This is a genomic window from Bacillus spizizenii TU-B-10 (assembly GCF_000227465.1).
Taxonomy (GTDB): Bacteria; Bacillota; Bacilli; order Bacillales; family Bacillaceae; genus Bacillus; species Bacillus spizizenii.
The window spans coordinates 1596203-1614629 of the sequence record NC_016047.1; the positions used below are offsets into that span (position 1 = coordinate 1596203).

Sequence of the window (18427 nt, forward strand, 5' to 3'; positions counted from 1 at the left end):
CTAACATATTCGTTAGGCCTTTCTGTTTAATAGGAGGGAAAAGCAATGAAATTACGTCAGCCAATGCCTGAATTGACTGGGGAAAAAGCTTGGTTCAATGGTGAAGTAACGAGAGAGCAATTGATCGGGGAAAAGCCGACGCTTATTCATTTTTGGTCCATCAGCTGCCATCTGTGCAAAGAAGCGATGCCGCAAGTGAATGAATTTCGTGATAAATATCAAGATAAATTGAACGTTGTAGCTGTGCATATGCCTCGTTCCGAAGATGATCTTGACCTCGGCAAAATTAAAGAAGTAGCTGCTGAACATGACATCACTCAGCCGATTTTTGTCGACAGTGATCATGTTTTAACCGATGCATTTGAAAATGAATATGTGCCTGCATACTATGTGTTTGATAAAACAGGACAGCTCCGTCACTTCCAAGCCGGCGGGAGCGGTATGAAGATGCTTGAAAAACGTGTGAACCGTGTACTGGCTGAAACAGAACAGGCATCTGAATAGTTCTTCATAAAAACCTGATCTCATCAGGTTTTTTTATTTGTGAAAGAAAGCAATCGAAGAAGAGTAAGAAGCTTATTTTTCCAAATTTGGGTATAGGAAATGATGATTTGTTTGATTGATACGCTAAAAAAACAGCTCATTTTTGATGTTTTTCCTCAATTTTAGATAAATTTCATATCCCATAACTCGAAAATTGTAGATATTACACTAAATTTCATTAAAGAAGTAAGTAATATATATATTTTCAACATTATACCAAATGAATTTGAAAGCCCCTCAATCCCTTGTGAATAAAGGACTCTTTTGAAAAATAAAACATTTTCAGAAAATAAGGAATTTTTCATAGAGTAAATATAATAGTAAAATGATAAAATAATAGTTGATAAAATTACTTTTGTAATCTAATATCTTAATTAAAGATGTTAATTTTGATAGGGGGTACATTGAGGAATGTTTAATGAAAGAGAAGCTTTGCGCTTGCGGTTAGAACAATTAAATGAAGCTGAAGTGAAAGTCATTCGTGAATATCAAATTGAACGTGATAAAATATACGCAAAATTAAGAGAGCTAGACAGAAATGGAAGCCCTTCCGAAATCAAAAAGGATTTCCGTTCTGAAAAAAAACCTGACTCTCTGCCGGTTCTCGCTGAGCTTGCGGCTCAGGAAATCAGAAGCTATCAGCCGCAATCACAGCAGCAGTCTGTTCAGCCTCAGCTTCAATCTATTTCCTCTCTTCCTGCCGGTATACCAGACGGAACAACACGAAGAAGAAGAGGGACAGCAAGACCGGGATCAAAAGCAGCTAAGCTGCGTGAAGCTGCCATTAAAACATTAAAACGCCACAATGCGGCGATTAAGAGCTCTGAGCTTCAAAAAGAGATTGAAAAAGAAAGCGGTCTTGAAATCCCTAATATGACAACGTTTATGCAAAGCTTAATTAAAATGTACCCGGAAGTGAAAAAGCCGTATCGCGGTCAGTACATTTTAGAAGGCGAAATTGAATCAGCTGAATCTGCAGAATCAGCAAATGAATAAAGATACAGAAAAACTGCTTGGCATGGCTCAAGCAGTTTTTTTATTGAGTTTTTTTCTGTGAAGGTTTGTTTTCTTTTTCAAGATTAAGCTTATATACCCACTTTTGATATGGCTTTTCTTCAGCGGCTCTGTTTTTCAGCTCTTCGATTGTATGGCTCATGGCTTGGTCTGATGATTGGGCGCGGGCAAGCTGTTTTTGAAGCGCATGTATCTGCTTGGTGACATCATCAAGTATGGTTTCTACATGATTTGGCTGCGTGTAGACCGCTGGAGTTTCTTCTGCCGTTTTTTCTTTTTGTTTCGTGCCGCCATCAATATCGGCAAAATGAGAAGCAATCCAGGCATCGCTTTCATCAAGCTGCCGTTTATACGATATAATAGTTTCGTGAAATAATTTTTCTTTCGTTTTTTCTATTTCGAGCAGCCTTTCTTTCGTTTCTATGATTCGATCTTTCATATGATCAACTTCTATTTTAATATGTTTTAGCTGATATTCTTTTTCTACCATTTGCTCTTTTAGACGGCCATTTTCGGCTTTTATCAATTCGGTTTGCTGTTTTGCCTGAAGGAGTGCGCCTTGTTCCTGCTCAATAGAGGCCTGAAGATGGCTGATTCGTTTATGAAGATTTTTATTTTCTTCTTCAATTTTGATATTAGCAATATGAAGTTTATGTTTTTCTTCTATTTCGGCTTTGCGTTTATAGGTTTCAGCAGAAAGAAGCTCCTGCAAAGCAACGATTTTATCAAGCAGTTCAGCTCTTATTTGGTGCAGGGTTTGGCTGGTATGGGAGGCGTGTTTTTCCTTCGTTGACATTTGTGTTAATTCGGCAGACAGCTGCTGGAGTTTTTCTTTCATATCATTATTTTCTTTGAGAAGCTTGTTATTTTTCTGATGGAAGTAGCTTGCTTCAAGTTCGGCAATTAGCTTATGGCACCTTGATAGCTCTGATTTTAAATAAAGGTTCTCCTGAGACACGTCGTGGAAAAAAGGACCTGATCTTTTCATTCGAACCATCTCCCTCATGATGTTAACACTACAATATGCAAATACTGAACAGCTATTCCTCTTTAATAAACAGACAAGCATTGGCATTGGGGCTGTGCTTTTGCTATGCTTTTAACGAACTAGAGGTGAGATGACATGAAGCATACAAATGTACTGCTGGCAGGAGGAGCCTCACGCCGCTTCGGAGAACCGAAGGCGTTTGTGAATTGGAGAGGCAAGATGTTTTACGAATGGGCTAAAAAGGCGCTTGGAGAACATATGGTTATCATCAGCCGTCCTGAGTTTATTGATAGATTTCAAGAAAACGGTGAAATCGAAGTGTATCAAGATGCTGAGCCGTTTCAAGGAATGGGGCCTTTGGCTGGTATATATACCGCTTTTAAAAAGACAGACGGTGATCTTTATACTGTTCTTTCCTGTGACACGCCGCTGATACAAAGAAGGACGATGCTGGAGCTCAAGCGTCTGATGACTGAGGGTATAGACGCGGTCGTCCCGATTTCAGACGGACGGGAGCAGCCGCTTATTGCAATTTACCATAAACGAATCATGCCCATTCTATATGATCAGCTCTCTGAGAAGAGATTAAGAATATCAGATTTGTTAGGCCGAATTTCGGTTTGTTACGTACAGGCTGAAGAGATCGGGGCAAATCCGGCAGAGTTTATCAATGTTAATACACGTGATGATTTTAGGCGTTTGGAAGAAAAAACGGACTCCTTCAGGTGGGACTGATGGAGCAAAAACATGTTAAGATGACATAAAAGATAAGGAGAACAGGTTTGATGGAGGAGCGTTATTCACGGCAAATCAGATTTAAGCAAATAGGCGAAATAGGCCAGAAAAGAATGGGAGACAGCCATGTGCTGGTTGTCGGAGCTGGAGCGCTTGGGACTGCAGGTGCTGAAGGGCTTTCTAGAGCGGGGGTCGGTACTATTACCATTATTGACCGTGACTATGTGGAGTGGAGCAACCTGCAAAGGCAGCAGCTTTATACAGAAAGCGATGCCAAGCTCCGTATGCCGAAAGCCATGGCTGCCAAAGAGCATCTATCAGCGATTAACAGCGGAATACATATTGAGGCGTATGTTGCCGAAGGAACAGCCGAAACGCTTGAGCCGCTGATTGAAAAAGCAGATGTCGTGATCGACGCGACAGATAATTTTGAAACCCGCATGCTGATAAATGATCTAGCCCAGAAAACAAAGACACCGTGGGTCTATGGTGCTTGTGTAAGCAGTCAGGGGATGTTCATGACGATTATTCCGGGAGAAACCCCTTGTCTGTCTTGTTTGTTTGAGCAAATTCCTGTCGGCGGGGCGACGTGTGATACTGCTGGCATCATTCCGCCCGCTGTGCATATCGTTTCGGCTTATCAGCAGGCTGAGGCTTTAAAGCTGTTAACCGGACAAACAGACGCGATACAGCGCGGTTTTGTGACATTCGATGTCTGGAACAACTCACATATGAAAATTAACGTTGATCATGTACGCCGTGAGGATTGCCCGTCTTGCGGAGCACATGCGGTTTATCCTTATCTCCAAGACTGGAACACACCAAAAGCCGCTGTACTGTGCGGCCGTGATACAGTTCAGGTAAGATCGGAATCATTAAAAAGAATTCCGAAACAGGAGCTCATCAAGCGGCTGAAAACAATCGGCAAGGTCGAGACCAATGCGTTTTTGCTGCATATTTTTTACGAAGATTTCAGAATCGTCATTTTCAATGACGGACGGGCACTGGTGCATGGCACAAATGATGTGAAAGAAGCCAATTCCGTGTTGGCAAGAGTAATTGGATTGTAACAACAGGAGGGGTCAGAATGCTGGAGAAAAGAACACCGATACCGGTAGACGAGGCAGTTCGGCGTGTCAGCTATTTTCAAAAACAAGGGGAAACGGAATGGGTGGCGCTTGAAGAAAGCCTTCATCGATTTTTAGCTGAAGATGTAACAGCGGATCACCACGTACCTGCATTTGACCGTTCGCCATATGACGGTTTTGCTGTCAGAGCGTGCGATACGGCTGAAGCTTCACGTGAGAACCCAGTTCGGTTTGAGGTTATAGATCATATTGGAGCGGGGGCTGTATCTGAAAAAGAACTTGGCCCGTTTCAGGCCGTGCGGATTATGACTGGAGCTCAAATCCCTGAAGGAGCAGATGCTGTCGTCATGATAGAGCTGACTCAACCCTTTGAGGAGAATGGGAAAGCGTTTATGTCTTTAAAACGCCGCTTCCAGCCGGGGGATAATATTTCAAAAACAGGTGAAGACGCTCAAAAAGGGAGTGTTTTATTGAGAAAGGGCACCCGGGTAACACCAGGAGTGTCTGCGCTTTTGGCAACCTTCGGATACGCATCTGTGCCTGTTGTGAGAAAGCCTGTTGTCGGGATTATCGCAACTGGTACCGAATTGCTGAATGTTAGTGATCCGCTGGAGCCGGGGAAAATCCGCAACAGCAATGCCAGTATGGTGTATGCGCAAGTGATAGAAGCAGGCGGATCACCACTTTATTTAGGGAAAATTTCTGATGATCTGGATAAAAGCTTTGCCGCGATCAAAGAAGCAATGAAAAAGGTTGATTTTCTGATTACAACTGGCGGCGTGTCAGTGGGTGATTTTGACTTTTTGCCTGCGATTTATGAAAAACTCGGAGCGGACGTGCTCTTTAATAAAGTTGCCATGCGCCCGGGCAGCGTGACAACGGTGGCGCATGCAAACGATATGCTGCTGTTTGGCCTGTCAGGTAATCCGTCAGCATGCTATGTCGGTTTTGAACTGTTTGTCAAACCGATGATCCAGACTTGGCTGTTCAATGAAAAACCGCATTCAATTTGTGCAGAAGCTGTTTTGACAAAGGATTTTCCAAAGCCGAACCCATTTACCCGATTTGTTCGTGCGTTCGTGTATCACCAGGAAGGGAAGCTGTTGGCGACACCCGTCGGATTAGATAAGTCGAGCTCTGTTACGTCACTTGCAGAAGCAAATGCGTTTATTATCCTGCCGGGCGGCACGAGAGGGTATGAATCAGGCCGAACGGTTCAAGTGCTGCTCATCAGAGAAGAGAATGGAAGTGAATGGCCTTGGTCTGTCCTTTCCCGATCGTCCAAGTTGTAGGATTTCAAAACAGCGGGAAAACAACGTTTATTGAGCGTATTCTTGAAAAAGCCTCTGAACAGGGGCTCAATTTAGGCTGTCTGAAGCATCACGGTCACGGCGGTGAACCGCAAACGTTCACTGAAGGAAAAGACACTGATCGTTACCAAGCGGCAGGTGCTGATGTGACAGCGGTAGAAGGTGCTGGTGTGTTACAGCTGACAGCCCGCCGCAATTGGGATTTGCCGCGGCTGATCGAGTTATATCAGTTTCTCGAAACAGACTGCCTTCTGATAGAAGGCTTTAAAAAAGCGCCTTATCCTAAAATAGTTATACTAAGCGAAAAGGAAGATCTAGAAGCGCTGCAGACTGTAAATACAATCGCCATCATCTATAGAAAAAAAGAGCATATGACAGAGCAGCAGGAATTACCCGTTTTTCATGCGGATGATCCGGTTGCGGTGGATTTTGTGCTCTCACAGCTGAAGGGGGAATCGCATAATGGAACGGTTTGAGGTTACGAAAACACCCATTATTACTGAAGACATCGTCAAAAAAGTGGAGAAACGGGAAGCAGGGGCAATTACTACATTTATTGGCACGGTTCGGGAATGGACAAACGGAAAAAGAACGGTTCGCCTTGAATATGAGGCATATGAACCGATGGCCGTACAGATGCTGGCTCAAATCGGGGCTGAAATCGAAGAAAAGTGGGAAGGCGCTTCAGCGGCGATCACGCACCGCATAGGTGTGCTGGATATCGGTGAAGCAGCGGTCGTGATCGCTGTATCTTCTCCCCATCGAAAAGCTGCTTATGAAGCCAATGAGTATGCGATCGAACGAATTAAACAGATTGTGCCGATTTGGAAAAAAGAAATTTGGGAAGACGGTGAGCAATGGATCGGCGACCAGCTTGAAACAACAGCTTATCCGAACGGAAAACCAGATTTAAGCGAGGGAGAGCAGCATGATTAAAATTCTTTTATTTGCAGGGCTTGCCGAACAGGCCGGCACACAAGCATTGGAAATAGATATGGAACAAGCAACAACAGATGAAATAAAAGTGAGTCTAAAAGAACAATACGGCCTCGAATCTATTGATACAGCTATGATTGCCGTTAACGAAAGCTATGTAAAAGAAAATACCTCCGTATCTTCAGGTGACACGGTAGCTATCATTCCGCCGGTCAGCGGTGGATGAAAACCGGACGGCATTCAGCCATCCGGTTTTTCTGTGTTTTTTTCGCATATCCCCAAGCATCCTCAGCATACAATGATTTTCTGTAAGCGTTTATTCTACATATAAGTGACTCCCTATAAAGTAAGAGACCCACTCCATCATTAGACTGAATTTTTGAAAAACAATAGAAATTTATTTCGGGTATCGATATAGTAAAGATGATAAAAATTGGAAAGGTGCTGGATATGGAGACATTTAAAAGGTTAAAAATGTTTTATTGGCCGTACAGAAAAGTGTTTATGTGGTCGCTTCTGGCCATGCTTTTGATGACTGCGATTACTGTCGTTTACCCGATTATCCTGCAAATTACGATTGATGAAATCGTACTGGGACGGCAGTATCAGCTTGCAACATGGGTCAGCTTAGGATTTATTGCGGTAATGGCCTTGAAAGGAACCGCCACTTTTTTTCATCAATATTTAGGTGATATGTTTGGAATCAAATCCGTTTATCGGCTGAGAAATGGTCTGTATGAAAAACTGCAGCGGCTTTCTTTTTCTTATTATGATAATGCGAAAACAGGAGATTTGATGTCCAGGCTGACAGCTGATGTTGAAGGGCTTCGTTTTTTCTTATCATACGGTCTCGCTGAGCTCATTCGATTCGGCCTGCTGGTCGCCATCAGCCTGTCAGTCATGTTTTACTATTCTGTTCCACTTACGCTTGTGACCATAGCTGTTCTGCCATTTCTCGCTGTTGCGGTATATCAGTTTGACAAAAGGGTCCATCCTGCCTTTAGAGGCATCCGCAAATCGTTTGCGAAACTCAATACAAAAGTCCAAGAAAATATCAGCGGCATCAATACGGTTAAATCTCTTTCAAGGGAAGATTTTCAGATCAGCACTTTTAATAAAGCCAATGCGGAATACAGGGCACAATATTTACAAACATCATCCATTTGGTCTGCGTATTTCCCTTTAATGGAGTTCATCGGGAACATTTGTATTGTAGCTCTCCTCTCATACGGCGGCTACTTGGTCATGCAAAATCAGCTTAATCCCGGCGAGCTTGTCGCTTTTTTCAGCCTCGTCAATTATATGATGTGGCCGATTATGAACTTAGGCTTTGTAATCAATATGTTCTCTCAAGCAAAAGCGTCAGGTGAACGCCTGCTGGAAATTCTGGAAAAAGAAGAAGACATCACAGACCATGCTCATGCTTTGCATAAACAAAAATTAACCGGAAATGTCCATTTCAAAAATGTTTCTCTTGCATACGGAAAAGAACAAACAAACGCGCTGTGCAATGTAAGCTTTGAGGCAAACAGCGGGAAGATAATCGGACTATTGGGCCCGACAGGTTCAGGCAAAAGCTCAGTTACACAGCTCCTCACCAGATTTTACAGCCCTGTTGGCGGAATGATTACCATCGATCACAAACCCATCACAGATTATTCGTTAAAAACCCTTCGCTCCAATATCGGGGTCGTACTTCAAGAATCTTTTCTGTTTTCATCTACGATTCGATCAAACATTTCGTACGGGAGGCCGGATGCCTCAATGGATGGCATCATCGAAGCGGCAAAAAGGGCGCAGGCTCACGACTTTATTATGGAGCTTCCTGATGGATATGACACCATGCTGGGAGAGAGGGGAATGGGACTTTCCGGCGGACAGAAACAGCGTATCGCCATTGCGAGAGCCATTTGTTTGAACCCGAGCGTTTTAATATTGGACGATGCCACAAGCGCAGTAGATATGCAAACGGAGCACAGCATACAGCTTGCCTTAAAAGAAGTCATGAAAAATCGCACAACCTTTATCATCGCTCACCGCATTTCTTCATTGAAACACGCCGATGAAATTCTCGTTTTTGATAAAGGGCGCATTTGTGAAAGGGGAACACATCACGAGCTTCTTGAAAAAGGCGGCTACTATAAAAAGATTTACGATTTGCAATACCGTGATGTCAAAATGATCAATGAGCCGCATCAGGTCGGATAGGGAGGGCCATATGAAACAAGCAAAAAAACAGGGGATTTTGGAGCGTTTCTATTATTCTTCAGATGAAATCATTGAAAAGCCGTTTAACTGGGCTCAAATGTGGCGGCTGCTGAGTTATGTCAAACCTTATCGAAAAACAATTTTGCCGCTTTCCTTTCTCACTGTATTGATTGGGACTGCTGTGAAGCTTGTGATTCCTATTCTGATCGGTGTTTATGTTCTCGATCAAGCGATTACAGCGAGAAACTCGGAGCTGCTGACCCAGCTCATTTTTATCATTAGCGGTTTATATGTGCTCAATTATGCCGCCAATGTGTTAAGAATCAGGTGGATGAATCAGCTTGGCCAGCATGTGATTTACGATTTGCGCCAGCATTTATTTACCCATGTGCAGCGCTTATCCCATCGATTTTTTGATCAGCGGTCGGCCGGATCGATCTTGGTCAGGATTATGAATGATATTAACTCTCTTCAAGAGCTCTTTACAAGCGGAGTCATCAACTTATTGACCGACTTGCTCCTTCTGGCCGGTGTTATCATCATTTTGTTTACACTGAGCCCTGAGCTGACTATCGCCATTATGGTGACACTGCCGATCATGTTTTTTATTTCAACAAGTCTCAGAAAAAAAATACGCCGCTCCTGGCAAACGGTGCGCCTTAAGCAATCGAAGCTTAATTCTCATCTGAACGAAAGCATTCAGGGTATCCGTGTCACGCAGGCATTTACACAGGAAGAAGAAAACATGGCGTATTTTGACGGCGTCAATCAGGAGAACTATCAATCATGGCGGGAAGCAACAAGAAAAAATGCCATGTTCCGTCCGTTGGTAGAAATGACGAATGCGATAGGAACTGCTGTTTTGATTTGGTATGGCGCCACACTCATCATGAATGAAACCATCACGATTGGCGTCTTCGTTTCTTTTGCCTTCTATCTGGGCATGTTTTGGGAACCTATTTCGAGACTGGGCCAGGTTTATAACCAGCTGTTAATGGGGATGGCATCATCCGAACGGATTTTTGAGTTTCTGGACGAACAGCCAAATGTCAAGGAGAAGCCGGATGCCATTCATAAGAAAAAGATAAGTGGGGAGATCAGTTTTGAAGAGGTTGAATTTTCGTATGATGAAAAACGAAAAGCCCTTCACGCGGTTTCCTTCTCTATCCCCGCGGGCTCGACGCTTGCGCTTGTCGGACATACGGGGAGCGGGAAAACGACGATCGCCAATTTAATCAGCCGTTTTTATGATGCTACGGGAGGCACCATTAAAATAGACGGCATTCCGATAAAGGACCTCTCCCTTGCCAGTCTGCGCACTCAAATCAGCATTGTGCTGCAAGATACATTTATTTTCTCCGGGACCATCATGGAAAATATTCGTTTTGGCCGGCCGGGTGCTTCAGACGAAGAAGTGATGAAAGCAGCCAAAGCGGTCGGAGCGGATGAATTTATTTCTGGTTTAGCAGAAGGATACAAAACAGAGGTAGAGGAAAGGGGCAGCGTACTGTCTGCCGGACAGCGCCAGCTCATTTCCTTTGCAAGAGCATTGCTCGCCGATCCAGCTATTATCATCCTTGACGAAGCAACGGCCAGTATTGATACAGAGACGGAGGTGAAAATTCAGCAGGCGTTAAAAACGCTGCTGAATGGGCGTACAGCAGTGATGATCGCCCACAGATTGTCCACAATCCGCGACGCCGACCGCATCATTGTTCTTGATCACGGCAAGAAAATGGAAGAAGGAAACCATGAGCAGTTGCTCGCTAAAGGGGGCATCTATGCCGGGCTTGTAAAAGCGCAATACAGTGCAGCGATAGAATAATATAAAAAGCCTTCAGTTATATATTGAAGGCTTTTGGAAATTTATTAGAAAAACATGAAACTTTTTGATACCTCTCCCGTACTATTTGTTAGATATTCTAGAGGAGGTTTTATAATGGAAACAAATGTAGAAAAAAACAGCGGAATGGCGACTGAAAAGCCATCACTTTTCGGAGTGATCACAAGTCCGTCCGTTCAATTTGAAAGAATAAGAGAAAGACCGGCTGTATGGGGACCGCTTTTTATTGTTGCAGCGATTATCATCGTCGGCGCGGTACTGCAATCACTCGGTACGGATTATAGTGAGCTTTTGAAAAGCGGGGACACTCAAGGGCTATCAGCTGAACAAATTGAAACTGTCGCAACAATAACCAAATTTGGAGGAATGGCAGGCGCTATTTTCGGCGGTATCGCAGCGTTATTTATTGCCCCTCTTATTTATTGGCTCTGTGTAAAAATATCAGGCGGAGTTACGACATACAAAAAAATGCTTTCTCTCGGTCTGTTTGTCTCTTTGATTAGCAGTCTTGGATTATTGGTTAACGGAATTGTTGCTTTTACGACTGACGTGAATCCTCTTTACAGCACGACGTCACTGGCAGGGATTATCCCATCTGACGGAGCTCTCGCCAGCGTGTTAAATACCTTTGAGATATTCAGTATATGGAGCTATGTATTATTGGCAATCGGACTTCACAAAACAGGCGGCATCTCAAAAAAAGCAGGATGGATTTCAGTGATTGTTCTTTTCGGGATTCTGATTGCATTTTCGTTCTTTTCAGGTTTAATCAATTCTGTGGCGGGTGCATAAACTTATGAAAAAAGTCTGGATCGGAATTGGAATCGCAGTTTTAGTCGCTCTTTTTATTGGAATGAATATTTACCGGTCTGCCGCTCCGACAAGCGGCAGCGCTGGCCAGAAGATACAGACGGGAGGCCTCGAAGAAAAAGAAATCTCGTCAACGGTTATGGTTCCCGGCACACTTAAATTTTCAAATGAACAGTATGTGTTTTATGAAGCGGATAAAGGGACATTAGAAGACATTAAAGTAAAGGAAGGCGATAAAGTTAAAAAGGGCACGCCTTTGATCACCTATACAAATGAGCAGCTGAGCCTGGAAAAAGAACAGAACCAGTTAACGGCTCAATCGAATCAGCTTCAAATTGACCAAATACAAGAAAAGTTAAAAGCCTTAGACAGCAAAGAAAAAGAACTGGAAAAACAGGTTGGCAAGAAAGAAGCAGAAAAACAAATTGAATCTGAGCGGACGGAGCTTCAAATGCAGGAAAAAGCTGCTGAGATCGAATTAAAACAAACCGAGCTTCAGCGGCAGTCACTTGCCAATCGGGTGTCAGATCTTCAAGTGAAAAGCGAAATCGAAGGCACCGTTATTTCTGTCAACCAAGAAGCGGCATCCAAAAAATCAGATATTCAAGAGCCTGTCATACATATCGGCAACCCGAAAGACCTTGTCGTCTCAGGGAAATTGTCTGAATACGATACACTGAAAGTCAAAAAAGGCCAGAAGGTCACACTCACTTCAGATGTTATTCAGGATAAAACATGGAAAGGCACAGTTTCCGCAGTCGGACTTGTTCCGGACCAGCAGGAAAGCACTGCGGCACAAGGAACAGAACAAGCGGTCCAGTACCCGCTTCAAGTGAAAATAAAAGGGAATCTTCCAGAAGGAAAGCCAGGGTTTAAATTCATCATGAATATTGAAACAGATAAGCGGAAAGCAAATACGCTTCCTTCAAAGGCAGTCAAAAAAGAAGATGATCAATATTATGTGTATACAGTAAAAGACGGAAAAGCAAAACGAGTGGATGTCAAAATCGGTGAAGTAACAGATGATCTGACAGAAATTAAAGAGGGAATTTCTCAAGATGATCAAGTCATTTTGAATCCTTCTGATCAGGTAACCGATGGAACGGAAGTGAAAGCATAAATGATTCAGCTTTCTAATGTGCGAAAAAGCTACCAGATCGGCAAGGAAACGTTTGATGTTCTCCATTCTATTGATTTGGACATTCATCAAGGGGAATATGTCTCGATTATGGGGCCGTCAGGATCAGGGAAATCGACGATCATGAATATTATCGGATGTCTTGACCGGCCGACTTCCGGTACGTATAAAATAGACGGCGAAGATATTTCTTCATATAAAGATAAAGAATTGGCGGCAGTCCGTAACCGGTCTATCGGTTTTGTATTTCAGCAATTTCAGCTTCTTCCGCGGCTGAACGCAAAAAAAAATGTTGAGCTGCCGATGATTTATTCCGGTATAGGCAAAAAAGAACGGCAAGAACGGGCTGAGAAAGCGTTGGAAAAGGTCGGGTTAGCCGATCGAATGTTCCACATGCCCAATGAGCTGTCGGGCGGACAGAAGCAGCGGGTGGCGATTGCGAGGGCGATCGTGAATGAGCCAAAATTGATTTTAGCTGATGAACCGACCGGCGCGCTGGATACGAAAACAAGCGAGGCGATTATGGATCAATTTACAGCATTAAATGCCGAGGGAACGACAATCGTTCTTGTTACTCACGAGCCGGAAGTTGCAGATTGCACGAATCGGATCGTCATGGTGCGTGACGGAAACATTGTTCCTGCCAGCTCCGGACAAAGGAGTGTGGGAGAATGAGCCTGTTAGAAAACATCAGAATGGCTCTAAGCTCTGTCCTTGCCCATAAAATGCGTTCGATTTTAACGATGCTCGGCATTATCATCGGTGTAGGCTCTGTCATTGTTGTCGTTGCGGTAGGACAGGGCGGCGAGCAAATGCTGAAGCAGTCGATCAGCGGCCCGGGAAATACCGTGGAGCTGTACTATATGCCAAGCGATGAGGAGCTTGCAAGCAATCCGAACGCCTTAGCAGAATCTACTTTTACAGAAAACGATATTAAAGGTTTAAAAGAGATAGAGGGCATCAAACAAGTCGTTGCCTCGACTTCTGAAAGTATGACAGCACGTTATCATGAGGAAGAAACCGATGTTACGATTAACGGCATAAACGATGGATACATGAATGCTAATTCTTTAGAAATCGATAGCGGCCGAACCTTTAATGACAATGATTTTCTCGCGGGGAAAAGAGCCGGAGTCATCTCTCAAAAGATGGCTGAAGAGCTGTTTAATAAAACCTCCCCTCTCGGTGAAGTAGTCTGGATCAACGGACAGCCTGTTGAAATTATCGGCGTGCTGAAAAAAGAAACAGGCTTGCTTTCTTTCGGTTTAAGTGAAATGTATGTGCCATTTAATATGATGAAATCCTCTTTTGGCACAAGTGATTTCAGTAATGTATCATTGCAAGTTGAATCAGCAGATGACATAAAATCAGCTGGAAAAGAAGCGGCACAGCTGGTAAATGACAATCATGGCACAGAGGATTCGTATCAAGTGATGAACATGGAAGAGATTGCTGCCGGGATTGGCAAAGTAACGGCGATTATGACGACGATTATCGGCTCAATTGCAGGGATCTCTCTTTTGGTGGGCGGAATCGGTGTCATGAATATTATGCTCGTATCAGTCACAGAACGGACGCGAGAAATCGGAATCAGAAAATCACTCGGTGCGACGAGGGGGCAGATTCTGACTCAGTTTTTAATTGAATCAGTCGTATTGACGCTTATCGGCGGACTGATTGGGATTGGAATCGGATACGGAGGGGCCGCGCTTGTTTCTGCCATTGCGGGCTGGCCGTCACTCATATCCTGGCAGGTTGTATGCGGGGGCGTGCTGTTCAGTATGCTCATTGGTGTTATTTTCGGCATGCTTCCTGCAAATAAAGCCGCAAAGCTTGATCCGATTGAAGCGCTGCGTTATGAGTAACCTCATGCAACATGCATGAGGTTTTTTTATGTTTAATGGTTTCTACTATGAATATAAAAGACTTTTTTCATTAAAATAAGAAGAAAATGTCGTACAATTGTCCTTATTTTTGTCGAATTTACAGTTTACAAACCCTATAGACATACGTTAATATGGAGAAACGTGAAAGATTTTGATAGTTATTGAATGAATTTGAATGATTTTAGTTGCCTAAATTGAAAAGAGCGTTTACAATGAAATTGTATTCAAAATGAATACGTTTTCATTAGGAGGTGAAGCATGTTAACTCCTGAACGGCATCAATTGATTATTGATCAAATAGAAAAGTATGATGTGGTAAAAATTCAAGAGCTCATAAATCTGACAAATGCTTCTGAATCAACAATCAGAAGAGATTTATCGACACTTGAAGAACGCGGTTTTTTAAAGCGTGTTCATGGGGGAGCGGCCAAGCTTTCCGATATCAGACTTGAACCCGATATGCTTGAAAAATCATCCAAAAACCTTCACGACAAATTGAAGATTGCTGAAAAAGCTGCTTCACTTTTAGAAGAAGGGGACTGCATTTACCTTGATGCAGGCACGACGACTTTGCACATGATTGATTTTATGGATAAAAGCAAAGATATTGTCGTTGTCACAAACGGGGTGATGCATATCGAAGCATTAATAAGGAAAGAAATTTCTTTTTATCTGCTTGGAGGATACGTAAAGCACAGAACGGGCGCGGTTATTGGAGGCGCTTCACTGATTGCCATGGATCAGTACAGATTCGACAAGAGCTTTCTGGGGACAAACGGTGTGCATACAGAGGCTGGCTTCACAACGCCGGACCCTGATGAGGCCCTTTTAAAACAGAAAGCTGTCAAACAGGCAAAACACGCTTACGTCTTAGCAGACCCTTCGAAATTCGGAGAAATTTCATTTTCGGCATTCGCCGGAATAGGCGACGCAACAATCATTACGACTGACGCTGAAGAGCTTACATTCGATAATTACCAAGAAAAAACTGTCGTAAAGGTAGTGAAACCATGATTTACACTGTAACACTTAATCCATCTGTCGATTATATTGTTCACGTTGAAGATTTTACTGTAGGAGGCCTGAACCGTTCCGTATACGATACAAAGTATCCAGGGGGCAAAGGCATCAACGTATCGAGACTGCTGAAAAGACACCATGTACCGTCTAAAGCGCTCGGATTCGTCGGCGGATTTACCGGAGAATATATCAAAACATTTTTGCGGGAAGAGAACCTGGAAACAGCTTTTTCTGAAGTAAAAGGAGATACCCGTATCAATGTAAAGCTGAAAACTGGTGATGAAACTGAAATTAACGGGCAGGGACCGACAATTTCGGGTGAAGATTTCAAAGCCTTTTTAGAACAGTTCCAATCTCTGCAAGAGGGAGATATCGTCGTCCTTGCGGGAAGCATTCCATCTTCACTGCCTCACGATACTTATGAAAAAATCGCAGAGGCCTGCAAACAGCAGAACGCACGAGTTGTTCTGGATATCTCAGGCGAGGCGCTTTTGAAAGCGACAGAAATGAAACCGTTTTTGATGAAGCCAAACCATCATGAGCTTGGAGAAATGTTCGGCACGACAATTACATCTGTTGAAGAAGCCGTTCCTTATGGGAAAAAGCTTGTAGAACAAGGTGCTGAACATGTAATCGTATCCATGGCAGGAGACGGAGCGCTTCTGTTTACGAACGAAGGTGTTTATTTTGCTAACGTGCCAAAGGGGAAATTGGTAAACTCAGTCGGAGCGGGAGATTCCGTCGTTGCAGGGTTCCTTGCCGGTATTTCCAAACAGCTGCCGCTTGAAGAAGCATTCCGCTTAGGAGTGACATCAGGCAGCGCTACCGCGTTCTCCGAAGAACTTGGAACAGAAGAATTTGTCCAGCAGCTTCTTCCTGAAGTTAAGGTCACACGTCTATAGAGGAGGAAACAAAAGTGAAAATAACTGAGCTTTTAACGAAGCATACGATAAAGCTTAATATTGAGAGCAAAGAAAAAGAAAATGTTATTGACGAAATGGTCACTGTTCTTGATAAGGCTGGAAAGTTAAATGACCGACAAGCCTACAAAGAAGCCATTTTAAATCGTGAGAGCCAAAGCTCAACGGGTATCGGTGAAGGAATCGCTATCCCGCATGCGAAAACGGCAAGCGTTATCAACCCGGCGATCGCGTTCGGACGTTCAAAAGACGGTGTCGATTATGAATCATTAGACGGCCAGCCGGCTCACCTGGTGTTCATGATTGCGGCGACTGAAGGCGCGAACAACACTCACCTTGAAGCATTGTCAAGACTTTCAACGCTGTTAATGCGTGAAGAAATCCGCAAGCAGCTCCTTGAAGCTGAGTCTGAAGATGCCATCATCGACATCATTAACCAGCACGATAAAGATGATGACGAAGAGGAAGAGGAAGAAGAAGCGGCACCAGCACCTGCCGGAAAAGGAAAAATCCTAGCGGTGACTGCATGTCCGACAGGTATTGCACACACATTCATGGCTGCGGATGCCCTTAAAGAAAAAGCGAAAGAGCTTGGTGTGGACATTAAGGTCGAAACAAACGGTTCAAGCGGTATTAAACACAAGCTGACTGCCCAAGAAATTGAAGATGCACCTGCAATCATTGTCGCAGCGGACAAGCAGGTTGAAATGGAGCGCTTTAAAGGCAAGCGCGTGCTTCAAGTACCTGTTACAGCAGGTATCAGACGCCCGCAAGAGCTTATCGAAAAAGCGATGAATCAAGATGCGCCGATTTATCAAGGCAGCGGCGGTTCTTCAGCTTCAAACGATGAAGATGGTGCGAGTGGAAAATCTGGCGGCGGCATCGGAAGTGCGTTTTATAAACATCTGATGAGCGGTGTCAGCAACATGCTTCCGTTCGTAGTCGGCGGCGGTATCCTCGTTGCGATTTCATTCTTCTGGGGAATTAATTCTTCCAATCCGGATGATCCTACTTACAACACGTTTGCTGCAGCTCTTAAGTTTATCGGCGGTGACAATGCATTAGGATTAATTGTGGCTGTTCTTGCCGGATTCATCGCAATGAGTATTGCAGACCGTCCTGGTTTTGCGCCTGGTATGGTCGGCGGATTTATGGCTACTCAAGCAAATGCTGGATTCTTAGGCGGATTAATTGCCGGATTCCTGGCTGGTTATATCGTTGTTCTTTTGAAAAAAGCATTCGTCTTTATTCCGCAGTCACTTGACGGACTGAAACCTGTATTAATTTATCCGCTGCTTGGTATTTTCTTAACTGGTATTATCATGCGTTTCGTTGTGAATACACCGGTAGCAGCATTTATGGATTTCTTAACAAACTGGCTTGAAAGCCTTGGTACTGGCAACCTTGTATTAATGGGTATTATCTTAGGCGGTATGATGGCGATCGATATGGGCGGTCCGCTTAATAAAGCAGCCTTTACGTTCGGTATCGCGATGATCGATGCAGGCAACTATGCGCCTCATGCAGCGATTATGGCCGGCGGTATGGTTCCTCCGCTTGGTATCGCACTTGCAACAACAATTTTCCGAAACAAGTTCTCTCAGCGTGACCGTGAAGCAGGTATTACATGCTACTTCATGGGTGCTGCATTCGTAACAGAGGGAGCGATCCCGTTTGCTGCGGCTGATCCACTTCGCGTCATCCCAGCTGCTGTCGTTGGTGCAGCTGTTGCCGGCGGATTAACTGAATTCTTCCGTGTAACGCTTCCGGCACCTCACGGAGGAGTGTTCGTAGCCTTTATTACAAACCATCCGTTGCTTTACCTATTAAGTATCGTGATCGGTGCTGTCGTGATGGCAATTATCCTCGGCGTCGTTAAAAAACCTGTAACAGAGAAATAAGAAAAAAAGCGTCCTGATTCAAAAGGACGCTTTTTCTTTATCCTGCTCGCTGGAGCGCGGTTAAGTTATGTATTTTATTATCTTTTA

At 43.8% G+C, this 18427-nt stretch carries 18 protein-coding genes; 17 read left to right on the forward strand and 1 reads right to left on the reverse strand.

What is annotated here, in order from left to right; all coding sequences use genetic code 11:
• The first annotated feature begins 45 nt into the window (after positions 1-45).
• On the forward strand, positions 46-504 hold the full coding sequence (gene ykuV, locus GYO_RS30045) for a thiol-disulfide oxidoreductase YkuV (protein WP_014113626.1): 459 nt from the start codon (positions 46-48) through the stop codon (positions 502-504).
• Between the two features lie 450 nt (positions 505-954).
• The gene (gene rok, locus GYO_RS30050; RefSeq protein WP_014113628.1) at positions 955-1539 is read left to right on the forward strand and encodes a transcriptional regulator Rok; all 585 of its coding nucleotides are present in this window, start codon (positions 955-957) and stop codon (positions 1537-1539) included.
• Between the two features lie 40 nt (positions 1540-1579).
• On the opposite strand, the gene GYO_RS30055 is transcribed toward rok, so the two are convergent.
• Entirely contained in the window at positions 1580-2545 is a 966-nt protein-coding gene (locus GYO_RS30055; RefSeq protein ID WP_014113629.1) for a coiled-coil domain-containing protein, read from the reverse strand.
• A 135-nt stretch (positions 2546-2680) separates the two neighbouring features.
• Here GYO_RS30055 and GYO_RS30060 point away from each other — a divergent pair, with 135 nt between their 5' ends.
• The 15 genes from GYO_RS30060 to GYO_RS30130 all read left to right on the forward strand — a co-directional run bounded on the left by GYO_RS30060 (position 2681) and on the right by GYO_RS30130 (position 18340).
• On the forward strand, positions 2681-3280 hold the full coding sequence (locus GYO_RS30060) for a molybdenum cofactor guanylyltransferase (protein ID WP_014113630.1): 600 nt from the start codon (positions 2681-2683) through the stop codon (positions 3278-3280).
• Positions 3281-3330: 50 nt separating this feature from the next.
• Complete coding sequence (locus tag GYO_RS30065) at positions 3331-4350, forward strand: MoeB/ThiF family adenylyltransferase (protein ID WP_014113631.1); 1020 nt, start codon at positions 3331-3333, stop codon at positions 4348-4350.
• 17 nt (positions 4351-4367) lie between these two features.
• Entirely contained in the window at positions 4368-5660 is a 1293-nt protein-coding gene (locus tag GYO_RS30070) for a molybdopterin molybdotransferase MoeA (protein WP_014113632.1), read from the forward strand.
• Positions 5621-6154 carry a molybdopterin-guanine dinucleotide biosynthesis protein B gene (gene mobB / locus GYO_RS30075; protein ID WP_014113633.1) on the forward strand — a complete coding sequence of 178 codons (534 nt, stop codon included), beginning with the start codon at positions 5621-5623 and terminating at the stop codon, positions 6152-6154. Before GYO_RS30070 ends, mobB begins: the two co-directional genes overlap by 40 nt.
• On the forward strand, positions 6141-6614 hold the full coding sequence (locus GYO_RS30080) for a molybdenum cofactor biosynthesis protein MoaE (protein ID WP_014113634.1): 474 nt from the start codon (positions 6141-6143) through the stop codon (positions 6612-6614). Before mobB ends, GYO_RS30080 begins: the two co-directional genes overlap by 14 nt.
• A complete protein-coding gene (gene moaD, locus GYO_RS30085; protein WP_014113635.1) occupies positions 6607-6840 on the forward strand; it encodes a molybdopterin converting factor subunit 1 in 234 nt (77 codons plus the stop codon). The genes GYO_RS30080 and moaD overlap by 8 nt, the downstream gene beginning before the upstream one ends.
• 224 nt (positions 6841-7064) lie before the next feature.
• A complete protein-coding gene (locus GYO_RS30090) occupies positions 7065-8822 on the forward strand; it encodes an ABC transporter ATP-binding protein (protein ID WP_041520941.1) in 1758 nt (585 codons plus the stop codon).
• Between the two features lie 10 nt (positions 8823-8832).
• Positions 8833-10647: an ABC transporter ATP-binding protein gene (locus GYO_RS30095; RefSeq protein WP_014113637.1), complete on the forward strand. Its 1815-nt coding sequence runs from the start codon at positions 8833-8835 to the stop codon at positions 10645-10647.
• 114 nt (positions 10648-10761) lie between these two features.
• Positions 10762-11457, forward strand: coding sequence for a YknW family membrane protein (gene yknW, locus GYO_RS30100; protein WP_014113638.1), 696 nt, complete (start codon positions 10762-10764; stop codon positions 11455-11457).
• A 4-nt stretch (positions 11458-11461) separates the two neighbouring features.
• Positions 11462-12595: an efflux RND transporter periplasmic adaptor subunit gene (locus GYO_RS30105; RefSeq protein WP_014113639.1), complete on the forward strand. Its 1134-nt coding sequence runs from the start codon at positions 11462-11464 to the stop codon at positions 12593-12595.
• Positions 12596-13288: an ABC transporter ATP-binding protein YknY gene (yknY, locus tag GYO_RS30110; protein ID WP_014113640.1), complete on the forward strand. Its 693-nt coding sequence runs from the start codon at positions 12596-12598 to the stop codon at positions 13286-13288.
• Positions 13285-14478, forward strand: coding sequence for a sporulation-delaying-protein transporter subunit SkiZ (skiZ, locus tag GYO_RS30115; RefSeq protein ID WP_014113641.1), 1194 nt, complete (start codon positions 13285-13287; stop codon positions 14476-14478). The genes yknY and skiZ overlap by 4 nt, the downstream gene beginning before the upstream one ends.
• 279 nt (positions 14479-14757) lie before the next feature.
• Positions 14758-15513: a DeoR/GlpR family DNA-binding transcription regulator gene (locus tag GYO_RS30120; protein WP_003218720.1), complete on the forward strand. Its 756-nt coding sequence runs from the start codon at positions 14758-14760 to the stop codon at positions 15511-15513.
• Positions 15510-16421 (forward strand): 1-phosphofructokinase, encoded by a 912-nt coding sequence (gene pfkB / locus GYO_RS30125; protein ID WP_014113642.1) that lies wholly within the window; start codon positions 15510-15512, stop codon positions 16419-16421. Before GYO_RS30120 ends, pfkB begins: the two co-directional genes overlap by 4 nt.
• Before the next feature lie 14 nt (positions 16422-16435).
• Complete coding sequence (locus tag GYO_RS30130) at positions 16436-18340, forward strand: PTS fructose transporter subunit IIABC (protein ID WP_014113643.1); 1905 nt, start codon at positions 16436-16438, stop codon at positions 18338-18340.
• Positions 18341-18427 lie beyond the last annotated feature (87 nt).

What these genes read in the sequence shown, in the direction of transcription:
- GYO_RS30065 (WP_014113631.1), top strand. Translation starts at nt 3,331, where the DNA reads ATGGAGGAGCGTTATTCACGGCAAATCAGATTTAAGCAAATAGGCGAA.
- GYO_RS30080 (WP_014113634.1), top strand. Translation starts at nt 6,141, where the DNA reads ATGGAACGGTTTGAGGTTACGAAAACACCCATTATTACTGAAGACATC.
- pfkB (WP_014113642.1), top strand. Translation starts at nt 15,510, where the DNA reads ATGATTTACACTGTAACACTTAATCCATCTGTCGATTATATTGTTCAC.
- GYO_RS30120 (WP_003218720.1), top strand. Translation starts at nt 14,758, where the DNA reads ATGTTAACTCCTGAACGGCATCAATTGATTATTGATCAAATAGAAAAG.
- GYO_RS30060 (WP_014113630.1), top strand. Translation starts at nt 2,681, where the DNA reads ATGAAGCATACAAATGTACTGCTGGCAGGAGGAGCCTCACGCCGCTTC.
- mobB (WP_014113633.1), top strand. Translation starts at nt 5,621, where the DNA reads ATGGCCTTGGTCTGTCCTTTCCCGATCGTCCAAGTTGTAGGATTTCAA.
- ykuV (WP_014113626.1), top strand. Translation starts at nt 46, where the DNA reads ATGAAATTACGTCAGCCAATGCCTGAATTGACTGGGGAAAAAGCTTGG.
- moaD (WP_014113635.1), top strand. Translation starts at nt 6,607, where the DNA reads ATGATTAAAATTCTTTTATTTGCAGGGCTTGCCGAACAGGCCGGCACA.
- rok (WP_014113628.1), top strand. Translation starts at nt 955, where the DNA reads ATGTTTAATGAAAGAGAAGCTTTGCGCTTGCGGTTAGAACAATTAAAT.
- yknW (WP_014113638.1), top strand. Translation starts at nt 10,762, where the DNA reads ATGGAAACAAATGTAGAAAAAAACAGCGGAATGGCGACTGAAAAGCCA.
- GYO_RS30095 (WP_014113637.1), top strand. Translation starts at nt 8,833, where the DNA reads ATGAAACAAGCAAAAAAACAGGGGATTTTGGAGCGTTTCTATTATTCT.
- skiZ (WP_014113641.1), top strand. Translation starts at nt 13,285, where the DNA reads ATGAGCCTGTTAGAAAACATCAGAATGGCTCTAAGCTCTGTCCTTGCC.
- GYO_RS30090 (WP_041520941.1), top strand. Translation starts at nt 7,065, where the DNA reads ATGGAGACATTTAAAAGGTTAAAAATGTTTTATTGGCCGTACAGAAAA.
- GYO_RS30055 (WP_014113629.1), bottom strand. Translation starts at nt 2,545, where the DNA reads ATGAAAAGATCAGGTCCTTTTTTCCACGACGTGTCTCAGGAGAACCTT.
- GYO_RS30070 (WP_014113632.1), top strand. Translation starts at nt 4,368, where the DNA reads ATGCTGGAGAAAAGAACACCGATACCGGTAGACGAGGCAGTTCGGCGT.
- GYO_RS30105 (WP_014113639.1), top strand. Translation starts at nt 11,462, where the DNA reads ATGAAAAAAGTCTGGATCGGAATTGGAATCGCAGTTTTAGTCGCTCTT.
- yknY (WP_014113640.1), top strand. Translation starts at nt 12,596, where the DNA reads ATGATTCAGCTTTCTAATGTGCGAAAAAGCTACCAGATCGGCAAGGAA.